Here is a 14,418-nt window from a genome sequence, read left to right on the forward strand (position 1 = left end):
CGTGTTGCCCGCTGAGCGGCCTCATCAGGGCGTGCCGGCGTAGCGGGCGGCGAGCTCGGTGCCGATGCGGGCCAGCTCCAACCGGACCGGAGCAGGTTCGAGCACCTCGACCAGCGCGCCCCAGCCGGCGAGCTGCCTGGCGATGTCCAGCGGTGTGGGCGCCCCGACGCGGACCCTGGCCCGCCCGTGCTCGTCGCGTTCGTGCTCGACCTGGCAGTGCCGTCCGAAGTGGTCGCGCAGCACCGGGACGAACCTGGTCTCGATGAGCACGGTCGCCCAGGTGCGTGACCGCCGCTGCTCCACCTCGCCGACGACCTCCTGCCACGCGGCGGCGAGGGTGAAGTCGTCGGGCCGCTCGGCGGGCTCGCCGGTCGGCTCGGCCTCGACGATCCGATCGACCCTGAACGTCCGCTGCCCGCGCTCGGTCCCGGCGAGCAGATACCAGACCTCGTCCTTGTCGACCAGACCCCACGGGTCCACCAGCCGTTCGGTCTGCTCCCGGGTGCGGCCGGCGTAGGTCAGGCGGACCTTGCGCCGGTGGACCACGGCGGCCTGCAGCCGGTCCACCATCTCGGGCCGGCGGCGGTCGCGCTCGCCCCAGCGGGTCGGGTCGATCATGGTGGCGCTCGCGGCGGCCTCGGCGTCGGCCCGGAACGGCCGCGGCAGCGCCCGTACGAGCTTGCGCAGCGCCGCCTTGGCCTCCTCCGAGATGGCGGCGGCCGGGCCGACGAGCAGGAACAGCGCCTGCGCCTCCGTCGCCGACAGGCCGCTGAGGTCGGTACGGGCGCCCCCGAGCAGCGACCAGCCGCCACCGCGTCCGGGCTGTGGGTACACCGGGATGCCCGCCGCGGACAGCGCCTCCAGGTCCCGGCGCGCCGTGGCGACGGAGACCTCCAGCTCGGCGGCCAGTTCGGCGGCGGTCACGCGGCCACGGGACTGCATGAGCAGAAGGGCGGCGATGAGACGGTCAGCTCGCATGTCTCCAGATTCGCCGAAAAAGTGCTCATTCGGTGAGCACTTTCCACGAAAGGATGGTTCTCATCAGCGACCGGAGAAAGGGACACCACCCATGCTGCGAGGAATCGCCACCGTCAACTTCTGGGCCGACGACCTGGAGGCCGCCAAGAACTGGTACGTCGAGCTGCTGGGCGTCGAGCCGTACTTCGAGCGCCCCGGCAACGGTCAGCCGGCCGCCTACTACGAGTTCCGGATCGGCGACTACCAGGCCGAACTCGGCCTCATCGACCGCCGGTACGCCCCGCCGAACGCGGCCACCGCTCCCGGCGGCGCCGTCACCCACTGGCACGTCGACGACGTGCAGGGCGTCCTGGACCGGCTGCTGGCCATGGGGGCCACTCCGCACACGCCACTCACCGAGTACGGCCCCGGTTTCGTCGCCGCCTCCGTGGTCGACCCGTTCGGCAACGTGCTGGGCATCATGTACAACCAGCACTACCTGGAGGTTCTGGGCCGATGATGCACTTCGCGGACGCCGCCGAGTGGGAGTCGTGGCTGGCCGGTCACCACGGGGACGAGGGCGGGGCCTGGCTCAGGATCGCCAGGAAGGGGTCGCCGATCGCCGCGGTCACGATCGAGCAGGCGCTGGAGGTCGCGCTCTGCTATGGCTGGATCGACAGCCACCGCAGGTCCCATGACGAGCACTCGTTCCTGCAGCGCTACTCGCGCCGCCGCAAGGGCAGCCCCTGGTCGCGGGTGAACGTCGAGCGCGTGGAGGCGCTGACCGCCGCCGGGCGCATGCGTCCGGCCGGGCTGGCGGAGGTCGCCGCCGCCCGGGCGGACGGCCGGTGGGACGCGGCCTACGCCGCCCAGCGCGACGCCGACGTCCCGCCCGACCTGGCCGAGGCGCTGGCGGCCCACCCACGGGCGGCGGCCCGCTTCGAGGCGCTCGGCAGGACCGGCCGCTACCGGCTGATCCTGCCGCTGCTGAAGGCCAGGACCCCCGCCGGCCGCGCCGGCCGCCTGCAGAAGACGATCTCCGGCCTGCTGGGGTGAGGCGGTCGTCCTCCCGCCGGCGATGAGTCTCGCCGCAGCCAGTGGTCTGATGGACGAAGGGGCCGCCCACGCAGGAGCGTGATCATGTCTGCGGAGCGCAAAGGAAGGTGAGCGACCGGCCGGAGGCGCTGGACAAGGGGTTCGCGGCCACTCTGCTGAGGAGCCCGGGCAAGGGCGGCTGGACGTATGTGGTGATGCCCGGGTCGGCCGCCTTCTTCGGGAGGCGCGGCCGCCCCGGCGGGCCCGGGCCAACCAGGGGCCCGCCGTGGCCGACGACTGATTCGTCGGCTGGCGCAGGTGTTCGGGTGCCACTCGGCCGGACCTGTACGCGGAGGCGACGGTTCCCTTGCTTGCGCACAGGCTTTCGAAAATTGTCGGTGGTCTTGTCTACTCTTGGGGTATGGCTACAGTCGTGAAGCCCACCACCCGCCCGCTGACGACCGCCGAGATCGCCGCCCTCGCCCTCTCCCTCGCTCACCTGGGCTCGGGCCCCCAGGCCGTCACCGCCAGGCGCGGCCTGCAGCACGCGTTCGAGCACCTGGAGCTCGACGACGACGTCATCGCCACCACGCTCGCGACGCTCACCGACCCGCTTCCCGTGGAGATCGCCTCCCGGGCCCGGCTCATCGCCGACGCCATCACCAGCCGATTGATGATCCGGCTCCACTACTGCGACGCCGCCGGCCACGTCACGATCCGCGACGTGGAGCCGGTGACGTGCCTCGTCCACCGCGAACACTGGTATCTCGTGGGCGTCTGCCGGATGCGCCGGGCGATCAGGGCGTTCCGCTTCGACCGCGTCCTGGCCGTCGAGCCCACCCTGACTCCGTGCCGGCCGCACCTGGCCGACCGCTTCCTGCCCTTCCAGCGCCGCAAGCGCGCCAAGGCCGCCTGACCCCGACAGCCGAGACGTTCCGGGGGCGGATTCCACGGCAGACCGGCCACCGACGAGGTCCTGCGCCCACCGGGGCTGCCCGACGCCCAGGACCGGCCACCGACGAGGGCCGGCCGCCGCTGCGAGCCATCCACCGTGGGGAGCAGCACCGCCCGAGGCCGGCCACCGTCGGGAGCAGCCGCTGCCTTCGCGTGGCGACGATGAGGTCGCCCCTGCGAGTGGCCCTGCGGGGTCCACCCCGCAGGGCCGTCGGACTGGCGCGTGGCGGCCTCGGCGCCGCACGTGACAGTGCCCGCCGATGGCCGGGGCACCGGTGGCCGGGGTCGCCGGAGTGCCGAGGTGGGACCGACACGTCACGGCCCGACCCGCCGGACGTGACCGCGAGACTGCGCGGGGTGGCGGACCGGGGTCAGGTGGCGCAGCAGCCACCGCCGCAGCAGCCACCGCCACCGCCGCCGGACTGGCGGGGTGTGGCGGCGGAGCCCGTCATGGCGACGGTCGACAGGAGCTTGACCGTGTCGTCGTGGCCCTCCGGGCAGGGCGCCGGATCGTTCGAGCCCGACATGGGACGAGACACCTCGAACGTGGAGCCGCAGGCGCGGCAGCGAAAGTCGTAACGCGGCATGACCCCAGGATAGGTCAGCCGGCGAACATCACCAGCGCGTGGTCACCCACCGGCCGGAACCCGATAGTCCGGTAGACGGCGTCGCTCGTCGGGTAGGCCGGGTCGGTGAAGAGGACGACCTCGCGGCGGCGCTCCGCCGGCGCCACCTGGCTCGCGTACGCCGTGACCGCCGCCCCGCAGCCGCGTCCGCGGGCGGCCGGCGGCGTGTAGACGGGGCCGATGCGGCACGCCCCGCCGGACGCGGGCGACAGGCCCGCGAACGACGCCGGGGCGCCGGCCGCCTCCCCACGAACAGTTCCCGGCCGGCCAGGTGCCGGTTGATCACCTCGTGGGGGTCTCCGTCGTCGAGTGCCACCTCGGCGGCGAACGCCGCGTGCCACTCGACCAGCACGGCGTGGTCGGCGGCCGTGACGAGGCGCCCTCGGCCGGGCACCACGGGGACGGCGAGCCCGGCCACCCGGTAGAGGCGCACGGTGCCGGGCGTGCCCAGGTCCTGCACGACCCTCGACCCGCTCACGCCGGCCCACGACATCACGGACCGGGCCGGGCAGGGCCCCGGCGAGCGGCGCGGCCGCCTCGACCGGCATGACGCCGAGGACGAGCGGCCGCGGCGGGGGCGGAATGGTTCCAGCCCGGACGCCGTCGCCACCAAAGAGATTTCGGGCCCGGCCCCCGCGGGGGACCGGGCCCGATGGTCAGGCGGCCTCTTCGAGGTAGGGCGCCCATTGGGGGTCGCCGACGAGCGATGCGCCGATCAGCCTCCAGTGGGCGCCCCGTGGCACCGCCGGGGCGACGCGCAGCGTCCACCCCAGCTCCTCCAGGTACTTGTCGGCCTTGCGGTGGTTGCAGGTGGTGCACGAGGCCACGCAGTTCTCCCACGTGTGTCCCCCGCCCCTGGAGCGGGGGACGACGTGGTCGATGGTCTCGGCCCGCTGGCCGCAGTAGGCGCAGCGGTAGTCGTCGCGCCGCATGAGAGCCGCCCTGGTCAGCGGGATGCGCGACCGGTACGGGATGCGGACGTATCGTCGGAGTCTGATCACCGAGGGCACGTCGAGCGTGCGGCTGGCGGAGCGCAGGACCGCGCCCCGGCCGTCGCGGTGCACGACGTCGGCCTTCTCCCGCAGCACCAGCACGATGGCACGGTGCAGCGAGAGGGTGGTGAGTGGCTCGTAGGTGGCATTGAGCAGCAGGACCTGGCGCATCACTGGGCTTCACCCCGCTGCGCACGTATCAAAGGGGACATGCCGCGGCATGTCCCGGCTGTCGGCCCCTCCTGGGGCATCGATGCTTCCGTCACGTGGACCTCCGCCGGACGGCCCAGCGGATGGTCACCACGGTACCGTCCTGTCACCAAGTCTGGCGTTTCGAGCGTGGTCTCCGCCACCCCATAACTCGCAGCCGGAATGACGAGAGGGACGCACGGTACGTTTTATGCCCGTATCACCAGGACTTTACGCGCCCTGCTGGGCAGTAGGGTTCGGGGCATGACCCCAGAGCCGTACCCCACCGCGCGACGCGAGGACACCGCCGATCACCTGCACCAGACGTCCGTGCCCGACCCGTACCGCTGGCTTGAGGACCCCGACAGCCCGGAGACGCAAGGGTGGCTGCTGGCGCAGGCCGAGCTGTTCAAGCGGGAGAGCAAGCCGCAGCGGTTCAAGGAGCGCATCGGCGAGCTGCTCAAGTCGGGTTCGGTGGGCACCCCGGCGTGGCGGGGCGGACGCCACTTCTTCAGCCGGCGCACGCCGGAGCAGGAGCACGCGGTCTACTACGTCGTCGAGCCCGACGGCACCGAGCGGGCCCTGATCGACCCGATCGCGATCGACCCGTCGGGGCTGACCACGCTCGACGCGGTGCAGCCCGACAAGGAAGGCCGGCTGCTGGCCTACCAGATCTCGGTGGGCGGCGACGAGGAGTCGGTCCTCTACATCCTGGACGTCGCGACCGGCGCGCGCGTCGAGGGGCCGATCGACCGCTGCCGCTACTCCCCCATCGCGTGGCTGCCGGGCGGCGAGGCGTTCTACTACGTGCGCAGGCTGCCGAGCACCGAGGTGCCGGAGAACGAGAGGCAGTTCCACCGCCGCGTCTACCTGCACCGCGTCGGCACGTCCACCGAGGACGACGTGATGATCTTCGGTGACGGCCTGAAGATGACCAACTACTACGGCGTCTCGGTGTCGCGCGACGGCCGCTGGCTGCAGATCTCGGCCAGCGAGGGTACGGCTCCGCGCAACGACCTGTGGGTGGCCGACCTGACCGAGTCGTCGCCCGAGCGGCCCGCGCTGCGGGTCGTGCAGGAGGGCGTGGACGCCCAGACGGGGCTGGTGTTCGGCCGTGACGGCAGGCTCTACGTCCACACCGACCGTGACGCGCCGCGCGCGCGGGTGTGCGTGACCGACCCGGCGACGCCGGGCGTGGAGGGCTGGCGCGACCTGATCCCCGAGGACCCCGAGGCGGTGCTGTCCGACTTCGCGATCCTCGACGACCTGGAGCGCCCGGTCATGCTGGTCGGGTGGACGCGCCACGCGATCAGCGCGATCACCGTGCACGACCTGGAGACCGGCGAGCGCGTCGGCGAGGTGCCGACGCCCGGCCTGGGCACGATCGGCGGCATCGCGGAGCGGCCGGAGGGCGGCCACGAGGCATGGTTCGGCTACACCGACAACACCACGCCACCGACCATCCAGCGCTACGACGCCCGGACGGGCGAGACGTCGCTCTGGGCCGCCTCGCCGGGCGCGGTCCAGGTGCCGCCGGTCCGCACGTCGCAGGAGATCTACCGGTCCAAGGACGGCACCGAGGTGCGCATGCTGGTCATCGCGCCCGTCGACGCCGAAGGGCCGCGCCCGACCATCCTGTACGGCTACGGCGGTTTCGGCCTGTCGATGACCCCCGGCTACTCGGCGTCGATCCTCGCCTGGGTGGAGGCAGGCGGCGTCTACGCCATCGCCAACCTGCGCGGCGGCGGCGAGGAGGGCGAGGACTGGCACCGGGCGGGCATGCTCGGCGCCAAGCAGAACGTGTTCGACGACTTCCACGCCGCGGCCGAGCACCTCATCGCCACCGGCGTCACGACGCCCGAGCGGCTCGCGATCTCCGGCGGCTCCAACGGCGGACTGCTCGTGGGCGCCGCGCTGACGCAGCGGCCCGAGCTGTACGCGGCCGTGGCCTGCTCGGCGCCGCTGCTCGACATGGTCCGCTACGAGCAGTTCGGGCTGGGCGCCACCTGGAACGTCGAGTACGGCTCGGCGGAGGACCCCGAGCAGTTCCGCTGGCTGCTGGCCTACTCGCCCTACCACCAGGTGCGCGAGGGCGTGGCCTACCCCGCGACGCTGTTCACGGTCTTCCAGTCGGACACGCGCGTGCACCCACTGCACGCGTGGAAGATGTGCGCGGCGCTGCAGCACGCGACGTCCGCCGACCGGCCGATCCTGCTGCGCAACGAGACGGAGGTGGGCCACGGCGCCCGCTCGATCAGCCGCACGGTCGACCTGTCGGCCGACACGCTGACCTTCCTGGCCCGGCACACCGGGCTGTAGCCGGGGGCCGTGGACGCCCCGGGAGCGGTGCCGCCGGCGGCCGCCCCCGGGGTGCGCAGGGGTCAGCGGGGGAAGACGACCGTCTTGTGCCCGTCGAGCAGCACCCGCTGCTCGGCGTGCCACCTGACCGCCCTGGCCAGGGTCACGCACTCCACGTCGCGGCCGATGGCGGCGAGGTCCTCGGGCGAGTGGCTGTGGTTGACGCGCGCCACCTCCTGCTCGATGATCGGCCCCTCGTCCAGGTCGGACGTCACGTAGTGCGCGGTCGCGCCGATGAGCTTGACGCCGCGGTTGTGCGCCTGGTGGTAGGGCTTGGCCCCCTTGAACGACGGCAGGAACGAGTGGTGGATGTTGATCGCCCGGCCGGCGAGCTTGGCGCACAGGTCCTCGGACAGCACCTGCATGTAGCGCGCCAGCACCACGAGGTCCACCTGGTAGTGCTCGACCAGCGTCAGCACCTCGGCCTCCTGCTTGGCCTTGGTCGCGGGGGTGACCGGCAGGTGGTGGTAGTCGATGCCGTAGGACTGCGTGAGGGGTCGCAGGTCGGGGTGGTTGGAGACCACGGCGACGATCTCGATGTCCAGGGCCTTCTTGCGCACCCGGTAGAGCAGGTCGTTCAGGCAGTGGTCGAACCTGCTCACCATGATCAGCACCCGGGGCTTGCGGGCCGTGTCGCGCAGCTCGAACTCCATGCCGAAGTCCGGCGCGAGCGCGGCGAAGGCCGCGCGCAGCTCGTCCTCGCCGAGCGGCGCGGCGAACTGGACGCGCATGAAGAAGCGCTGCTCGTCCCGGTCGCCGAACTGCTGGCTCTCGATGATGTTGCAGCCGTGCCCGGCGAGCAGGCCGGAGACGGCGGCCACCACACCCGGCCGGTCAGGGCAGGACAGGGTCAGGACGTACTCGGCAGGGCTCATCGTCGTACTCTCGCCAACGTGTCAGGAAGGGCAGGTGACCTGCGAAGGCTACCGCCCGCAGGGGTGGGTTCGCCCGCACGTCGCCGCCAGGAGTGCCAGGTACGCCCCACTACAACCCGACATTCCTCACAAAAGCCGCCCGACCTCCATTATCCACCCGATCATGGGTACTTACCGGACAACACAAGGTGCGGGGTGGGAGGGGTGGCTGTTGGAAGCCGTCGTGCTGGTCGCCGTCGCAGGCGTGTTCGCGATCGTGACGGGCATGAACGACGGCGGCGCGCTCCTCGCGACGGGACTGAAGCTGCCCACGGTACGGCCGGCGACCGGCATCCTCACGCTCGTCGTCATGGTGGCGCTGGTGCCGCTGGCCACCCACGCCGTGGCGCTGACGTTCGTGAACCGGCTGGCCACCTTCCAGGGGCCCGGCGCGCGGATCGCGATGACGATCGCCGTGCTGTCCGCGCTCGTCGTGGTCATCGTACTGAGCTCCAAAGGCCGCCCGACGAGCCTCACGCTGGCCATCGTCGGCGGGCTCACCGGGGCCGGCCTCGGGTGGGGTCTGCCGGTCTCGGCCGGGTCGGTGGCGCTGGTGCTGGCCTTCGGCCTCGCCGCCCCCTTCGTCGGCGGGCTCGTGGCGTGGGGCGTGACGCGGCTGCTGGTGCAGACGACCACCAGCCGGGGGCTGTGGCGCTGGCACCGGGTGGGGTTCGGGCTGCAGACCGTGGCCTACGCGGCCAACGACGGGCAGAAGATGCTCGCCGTCTTCATGATCGCGCTCGGCTTCCAGGACGCCCCCCTGGCGTACACGTCGCTGGTGGCGCTGCTGTTCGCGATCGGCTCGCTGTACGGCCTGCCGAAGGCGGGCCGTACGCTCGGCCAGGAGATCATCGCCTCCCGGCCGCTGCACGGCGTGGCGGCGGAGCTGGCCTCGGGCACCGCGGTGATCGCCTGCGCCGTGGTGGGTATGCCGGTGAGCATGACGCAGGCCGTCGCCGGAGGTCTCATCGGCGCGGGCGTCGCGCAGGGCGGCGGTGGCCGGGTCCGCTGGTACGCCGCCGTCAAGATCGTCGTCGCCTGGCTGCTGACGCTTCCCGCCAGCGCACTGCTCGCCGGAGTCGTCGCGTTCATCCTGAAGAGGACATGAGAGCGAAGGGGGTGGGATGAAGCGACTGCGCCGCATCCGCGACCTGATGACCGGCCGCATGGACAGCGCGCTGACCGAGGCGCTGCTCGGCCAGTTGGAGGCCACCAAGGAGGGGGCCTGGCTGGCCATGGCCATGATCGGCGGCGAGGTGGGCCGGACGGGCGCGCACGAGCAGATGCGCGCGATCGAGCATCTCGGCGACGAGGAGCGCCGCCGACTGGTCGAGGAGCTCAGGAGCGCCCTCGTCACGCCGATCGACCGCGAGGACCTCTTCAGGCTCTCGCGCTCCATCGACGACGTGCTCGACTCGCTGCGCGACTTCGTCCGCGAGTCGCATCTGTACCGGGTGCCCGACCAGATCCGCTTCTCGCCGCTGCTGGACCAGGTCATCAGCGGCATCGACGCGCTGGAGAACGCCGTCCGCGACCTGGCCTCCCGTCCCTCGGCCGTGGTGCACGACGCGCTGGAGGCCAAGAAGACGGGCGGGGCGATCAGGAGGATGTACCAGTACGAGATCTCGCGCATCTTCTCGGGCGAGCTGACGGCCGAGGCGATGAAGGAACGTGAGCTGGTGCGCCGCCTGGAGATCGTCGGCGTGGCCATCGGCGACGCGGCGGACGCCATCGCCGACGGCGCCATGAAACGCTGACCGGGCCCCGAGTCAGGTGGTGGCGGGCTGGAGGTCGAAGGCAGGGGCGAGGGCGCGGAGCTGGGTCAGGGCGTCGGCGAGGTCGGGGCCCCCGGCACCGAGCGGCTGGATCGCCACATGGTCGGCCCCGGCGTCGAGGTGGTCGCGAACCCGCCGGGCGACGGTCTCGGGATCGCCCCAGGCCACGAGCGCGTCGGTGAGCCGGTCGCTGCCACCGCCGGCGAAGTCGTCGTCGGTGAAGCCGAGCTCCCTCAGGTTGTTGAGGTAGTTGGGCAGCGTCAGGTAGACGGCCATGTGGGCGCGGGCCGCGGCCCTGGCGCGCGCCGGGTCGGTCGCGACGACCACCGCCTGCTCGGGGATGAGCAGCCGGCCGGGCCCGAGGATCTCGCGGGCGCGGGCGGTGTGCTCGGGCGGCACGAGATAGCTGTGGGCCCCGTCGGCCCGGTCGCGGGCGAGCTCCAGCATCCGGGGCCGGAGTGCGGCGAGGAGCCTGGGCACCCCCGTCCGGGACAGCAGGGGCGCGGCCTCGTCCATGGCGTCGAGGTAGGAGCGCATCGCGGCCAGCGGCCGGCCGTAGTCGTGGCCGCGGGAGGCCACCAGCGGCGCGTGGCTCACCCCCACGCCCAGCAGGAACCGGCCGGGAAAGGCGTCGCCCAGCGTCTCGGCCGCCGCCGCCATGGCCATGGCGTCGCGGGCCCACAGGTTGGCGATGCCCGTGCCCACGGCGAGGCGGTGGGTGGCCGCCAGCAGCAGCCCGGCGCTGACGAGCGGCTCCCCGCTGCCCGGCCCCTCGTGCACCCAGACCGACCCGTAGCCCAGCCGCTCGATCTCCACCGCGGCCGACCGGGCCGCCCCGACGGGAGCTGTGTTGAGCAGAGGATGCCAAACGCCCACATGTCCGATTTCCACGGCCACGCCTTCCGACTAGACTGTTCGACCGAGATGGAACACTATCCGAATGTTCGACCACAGTCGAACAGAAACCGCACCCTCCGCCACACCTTCCCGGCCGAGGTCTCGCTCCAGGCCGCCCTCGTCGCGCTCGGCGACCCCGTCCGCCGCCGCATCGTCCGCGAGCTGGCCGAGGCGCCCGACTGGACACGGCCCTGCGGCACGTTCGCCCACCTGCCGGTGGCCAAGTCGACCCTCAGCCATCACTTCGCGGTCCTGCGCGACGCCGGCCTGCTGGAGCAGCGCGACGAGGGCTCGCGCCGGCTCAACCGGCTGCGCCGCGACGAGTTCGACAGCCGCTTTCCCGGCCTGCTGTCCCTGGTCCTGGAGGAGCCCCGCGACGACACGCGGTGACGCGCGACGCCGTCGCCGGTCAGCCCGGCAGGCCGGGCGCCCGATAGTCGCCCAGCTCCGTCAGGGTGGTGCGCATCAGCCCGCGCAACAGCTCGCCGCCCGCCTTCTCGTGCTCGTCCTCGACCGGCAACCCCTCGGCCACCCTCACCCGGTAGACCTCCCGGTCACGCTCGTCGGTGTACGGCTGGGCGGTCAGGCCGACCACGACGCTGACCCGGCCGCCCCGCGGCAGCACGGCCACCGCGTGCGTGCGCAGGCACGCCTCGTCCGCCCCGCCGTACCAGCCGCACTTGACCCCGGCGTCGGGGGCGGCCAGCGCCTCCCGCGCGCCGAACGCCTGCTCCGGGCCCACCTGGCGCATCCAGCCGAGGATCTCGTCCGCCACCGGGTCACCGGCGAGCGCCGCCTGGGCGAACACGGCGTAGGCGGCGGCGACCTCGTCCGCCGCCACCTCGACGGAGCCGAACCGCGAGGGGTCGCCGTTCGGCGGCGCCCACCGCACGCCGGTGCGCCGGTGCAGGTCGTCGAGGATGAGCCGGGGTCCGACGGCGAGCCACAGGGCCAGCGTGTCGGTGTTGGACGAGACCACGACGGCCGGCTCGGCGTGCCGCCGCCAGCGCCCGGCGTCGGCGACGTGGTCCGCGGCGGCCCAGGCGTACAGCGGTTTGAGCAGCGAGGCGCAGCGCAGCCGGGCCAGGCCGGAGGTGACGGCCACCGAGCGGGCGGCCGGCCCGCTGTAGCCGCGCCCGATGCCGGCGGCCTGGGCGGTGGCGCCCGGTCGCAGGCCGCTCAACAGCTCGTCGAAACCCACGGGTCCAACCGTAGCCCTACGGGCTCGGATCCCAGCGACCTTCGTACCATTCGGCGGTGGGCGGGTCGCCGGGCAGCGGGGTGGCGCCGGGGGCGCGCAGCCCGTCGAGGGCGACGGCCAGCAGCCGCTGCCTGACCTGCTGGTCGTAGGGGCTGGGCGGGCCGGGGGCGGGGCGGCTGAACTGCTCCATGAGCAGCGACACGTCGAGCGTGGTCACGTCGCGCCTCAGCACCCCGGCCTCGTGGGCCCGGGCGACGACCCTGCCGGCCAGCTCGGTGGCCCGGCGCGACGTGCGCCACATCTCGTCGGTGACCTCGATCGTGCCCGCCACCGGGGCGAGCGCGCCCGACCGGTTGCCCACGCACGTGCGCACGTAGTGCGCCAGCCCCTCCCACGGATCCGCGGACACCAGGGCCTGCTCCGCGGCCGCCACCACCCGCTCCATGGCGACGACGCACAGGCGCTGCAGGAGCTCCTCCTTGGTACGGTAGCGGCGATACAGGCTGCCCATGCCGACTCCGGCCCGCTTGGCGATGGCCGAGACCGGCGCGTCGAACCCCTGCGTGGTGAACACCTCGTGGGCCGCCTCCAGCAGCCTCACGTCGTTGCGTGCGGCCTCGGCCTGCCTGCCCCGCCTGCCCGTGCCCGCCGTACTCATGGGGTCAGCATATTGCGGAGCGGAGCGCTCCGCTATAACCTCGCTATCGGAGCGAATCGCTCCGAATATGCGGAGGTGAGTCATGCGTGCGGTGGTGTTGAGGAAGCACGGCGGGCCGGAGGCGCTGGTCGTCGAGACGGTCGCGGACCCCGCCCCGGGGCCGGGCCAGGCGCTCGTCGAGGTGGCCGTGGCCGGCATCACGTTCGTCGAGACGCAGGTGCGGGCCGATCGCGGGCCGCGCCGCGTGGAGCTGCCCGCCGTGCTCGGCAACGGTGTCGGCGGCACCGTGCTGGCCGTCGGCGAGGGCGTGGACGAGGCGATGATCGGCACGCGGGTGGTGAGCACGCTCAACGGAACCGGCGGCTACGCCGAGCTCGCGGTGGCGGCGGCCGACCAGCTCATCCCGGTCCCCGACGGGTTGTCCCTCGAAGAGGCGGTGACGCTGCTGGCCGACGGGCGCACCGCGGTCGGCCTCGCGCGCGCCGCCGCGCCGCGGCCGGGCGAGTGGGTGCTGGTCGAGGCGGCCGGCGGCGGCGTGGGCGGGCTGCTCGTGCAACTCGCCTCCGCCGCCGGGGCGCGGGTGGTGGGCGCGGCGAGCAGCGCCGCCAAGCGCCGCCACGCCGAGCTGCTGGGCGCCGAGGTGACCGTCGACTACACCGACCCGCGCTGGCCCGACGAGGTACGGGCGGCCGTCGGCGGCCCGGTGGACGTGGTCTTCGACGGGGTGGGCGGCGCCATCGGCGCGGCCGCGCAGACGCTGCTGCGCGACGGCGGCCGGTTCAGCGCGTACGGCATGGCGGGCGGCCCGATGACCACGGCGGACCCGCGGGTGACCCAGGTCGGCTGGCCGGAGGCGGACCCTCGCGAGCTGGCCCGGGAGGCGCTGACGCTGGCCGCCGCAGGCGGGCTGCGCCCGACGATCGGCGGCACGTTCCCGCTGGAGTCCGCCGCCGAGGCGCACGCCGCCATCGAGTCGCGTACGGTCACCGGCAAGACGCTGCTGCTGCCCGCCCGCGCCAGGACGATCCTGGTGACCGGCGCGACCGGCAACCAGGGCGGCGCGGTCGCCCGCGCGCTGCTCGGCCGCGGCTGGACCGTCCGCGCCCTCGTCCGCGACCCCGGCTCCACCGCCGCCCGCGCCCTGGCGGAGCTCGGCGCGACCCCGCACCGGGGCGACCTGGACGACCCCGCCTCCGTACGCGCCGCCATGACGGGCGTGCACGGCGTCTTCAGCGTCCAGCCGTTCGCCTGGACCGAGGAGGAGCTGGCGGCGGAGATGCGGCGGGGTGTCACGCTGGCCGACCTGGCGCGCGAGCTGAACGTGGCCCACCTGGTCTACTCCTCGGTGGGCGGCGCCGAACGCGACACCGGCATCGGCCACTTCGCGTCCAAGGCCGCCGTCGAACGGCACATCGCCGCCCTCCGCCTGCCCGCGACGATCCTCCGGCCCGTCTTCTTCATGACCAACCTCCTCCACTACGCGGGCACGCCCGACGGCGAACGCGTGATCGCGCTGCCCTTCGCCCCGGGGCAGCGCATGCAGCTCATCGCCGCCGAGGACATCGGCCACTTCGCGGCCGAGGCGTTCGACCACCCGCGGGAGTGGATCGGCAGGCAGGTGGAGATCGCCGGCGACGCGCTCACCGGAGCCGAGATCGCCGCGGCGTACGAGCGGGTCACCGGCACGCCCACCCGCTTCGAGCCGCAGCCCACGGGCGGGGAGCGGATGTACGAGTGGTTCCGGGAGAGCGGCTACCGGGCCGACCTGGACGCCCTGCGCGCCGAGCACCCTGCCCTGCTGCGCTTCGAGTCCTTCCTCCGGAGCCGCCTGTCGTGACGGTGCGCCCCGCCGTCACGACGTG

16 protein-coding genes are annotated in these 14,418 nt (G+C 73.4%); 8 read left to right on the forward strand and 8 right to left on the reverse strand.

The annotated features are described in order from the left end of the window. Positions 1–24: 24 nt before the first annotated feature. Complete coding sequence (locus FHU36_RS31005) at positions 25–978, reverse strand: helix-turn-helix transcriptional regulator (RefSeq protein WP_185087287.1); 954 nt, start codon at positions 976–978, stop codon at positions 25–27. Between the two features lie 91 nt (positions 979–1,069). Between FHU36_RS31005 and FHU36_RS31010 the strand changes: the two genes are divergently transcribed. From FHU36_RS31010 to FHU36_RS31020, 3 genes are all read left to right on the forward strand, one after another. Further along, on the forward strand, positions 1,070–1,477 hold the full coding sequence (locus FHU36_RS31010) for a VOC family protein (protein WP_185087288.1): 408 nt from the start codon (positions 1,070–1,072) through the stop codon (positions 1,475–1,477). Further along, positions 1,474–2,013 carry a YdeI/OmpD-associated family protein gene (locus tag FHU36_RS31015; RefSeq protein ID WP_185087289.1) on the forward strand — a complete coding sequence of 180 codons (540 nt, stop codon included), beginning with the start codon at positions 1,474–1,476 and terminating at the stop codon, positions 2,011–2,013. Before FHU36_RS31010 ends, FHU36_RS31015 begins: the two co-directional genes overlap by 4 nt. A 400-nt stretch (positions 2,014–2,413) precedes the next feature. Continuing rightward, on the forward strand, positions 2,414–2,908 hold the full coding sequence (locus FHU36_RS31020) for a helix-turn-helix transcriptional regulator (protein WP_185087290.1): 495 nt from the start codon (positions 2,414–2,416) through the stop codon (positions 2,906–2,908). A gap of 409 nt (positions 2,909–3,317) precedes the next feature. On the opposite strand, the gene FHU36_RS31025 is transcribed toward FHU36_RS31020, so the two are convergent. The 3 genes from FHU36_RS31025 to FHU36_RS31030 form a co-directional block, all read right to left on the reverse strand. Continuing rightward, the gene (locus tag FHU36_RS31025; protein WP_185087291.1) at positions 3,318–3,533 is read right to left on the reverse strand and encodes an FmdB family zinc ribbon protein; all 216 of its coding nucleotides are present in this window, start codon (positions 3,531–3,533) and stop codon (positions 3,318–3,320) included. A 14-nt stretch (positions 3,534–3,547) separates the two neighbouring features. After that, complete coding sequence (locus tag FHU36_RS46950) at positions 3,548–4,120, reverse strand: GNAT family N-acetyltransferase (RefSeq protein WP_376774165.1); 573 nt, start codon at positions 4,118–4,120, stop codon at positions 3,548–3,550. Positions 4,121–4,228: 108 nt separating this feature from the next. Next, positions 4,229–4,735, reverse strand: coding sequence for an HNH endonuclease (locus FHU36_RS31030; protein WP_185087752.1), 507 nt, complete (start codon positions 4,733–4,735; stop codon positions 4,229–4,231). A 282-nt stretch (positions 4,736–5,017) separates the two neighbouring features. Between FHU36_RS31030 and FHU36_RS31035 the strand changes: the two genes are divergently transcribed. Further along, positions 5,018–7,072 (forward strand): prolyl oligopeptidase family serine peptidase, encoded by a 2,055-nt coding sequence (locus FHU36_RS31035; RefSeq protein ID WP_185087292.1) that lies wholly within the window; start codon positions 5,018–5,020, stop codon positions 7,070–7,072. A gap of 62 nt (positions 7,073–7,134) precedes the next feature. Here FHU36_RS31035 and purU read toward each other — a convergent pair whose 3' ends face one another. After that, the gene (gene purU, locus FHU36_RS31040) at positions 7,135–7,986 is read right to left on the reverse strand and encodes a formyltetrahydrofolate deformylase (protein WP_185087293.1); all 852 of its coding nucleotides are present in this window, start codon (positions 7,984–7,986) and stop codon (positions 7,135–7,137) included. Between the two features lie 211 nt (positions 7,987–8,197). Here purU and FHU36_RS31045 point away from each other — a divergent pair, with 211 nt between their 5' ends. Next, a complete protein-coding gene (locus FHU36_RS31045; RefSeq protein ID WP_185087294.1) occupies positions 8,198–9,133 on the forward strand; it encodes an inorganic phosphate transporter in 936 nt (311 codons plus the stop codon). 16 nt (positions 9,134–9,149) lie between these two features. Beyond that, the gene (locus FHU36_RS31050) at positions 9,150–9,782 is read left to right on the forward strand and encodes a DUF47 domain-containing protein (protein WP_185087295.1); all 633 of its coding nucleotides are present in this window, start codon (positions 9,150–9,152) and stop codon (positions 9,780–9,782) included. Positions 9,783–9,794: 12 nt separating this feature from the next. Here FHU36_RS31050 and FHU36_RS31055 read toward each other — a convergent pair whose 3' ends face one another. Further along, positions 9,795–10,691, reverse strand: a complete 897-nt coding sequence (locus FHU36_RS31055) for a TIGR03620 family F420-dependent LLM class oxidoreductase (protein ID WP_185087296.1) — start codon at positions 10,689–10,691, stop codon at positions 9,795–9,797. A 33-nt stretch (positions 10,692–10,724) separates the two neighbouring features. Between FHU36_RS31055 and FHU36_RS31060 the strand changes: the two genes are divergently transcribed. Then, positions 10,725–11,087, forward strand: coding sequence for an ArsR/SmtB family transcription factor (locus tag FHU36_RS31060; RefSeq protein WP_185087297.1), 363 nt, complete (start codon positions 10,725–10,727; stop codon positions 11,085–11,087). Positions 11,088–11,106: 19 nt separating this feature from the next. Here the strand turns inward: FHU36_RS31060 and FHU36_RS31065 are convergent, their stop codons facing one another. Next, positions 11,107–11,898 carry a hypothetical protein gene (locus tag FHU36_RS31065; protein ID WP_185087298.1) on the reverse strand — a complete coding sequence of 264 codons (792 nt, stop codon included), beginning with the start codon at positions 11,896–11,898 and terminating at the stop codon, positions 11,107–11,109. A gap of 16 nt (positions 11,899–11,914) precedes the next feature. Continuing rightward, complete coding sequence (locus FHU36_RS31070) at positions 11,915–12,556, reverse strand: TetR/AcrR family transcriptional regulator (RefSeq protein ID WP_185087299.1); 642 nt, start codon at positions 12,554–12,556, stop codon at positions 11,915–11,917. Between the two features lie 82 nt (positions 12,557–12,638). Here FHU36_RS31070 and FHU36_RS46590 point away from each other — a divergent pair, with 82 nt between their 5' ends. Beyond that, positions 12,639–14,393 (forward strand): NmrA family NAD(P)-binding protein, encoded by a 1,755-nt coding sequence (locus tag FHU36_RS46590; RefSeq protein ID WP_185087300.1) that lies wholly within the window; start codon positions 12,639–12,641, stop codon positions 14,391–14,393. Positions 14,394–14,418: the final 25 nt, after the last annotated feature.

This window comes from Nonomuraea muscovyensis (assembly GCF_014207745.1).
Taxonomy (GTDB): domain Bacteria; phylum Actinomycetota; class Actinomycetes; order Streptosporangiales; family Streptosporangiaceae; genus Nonomuraea; species Nonomuraea muscovyensis.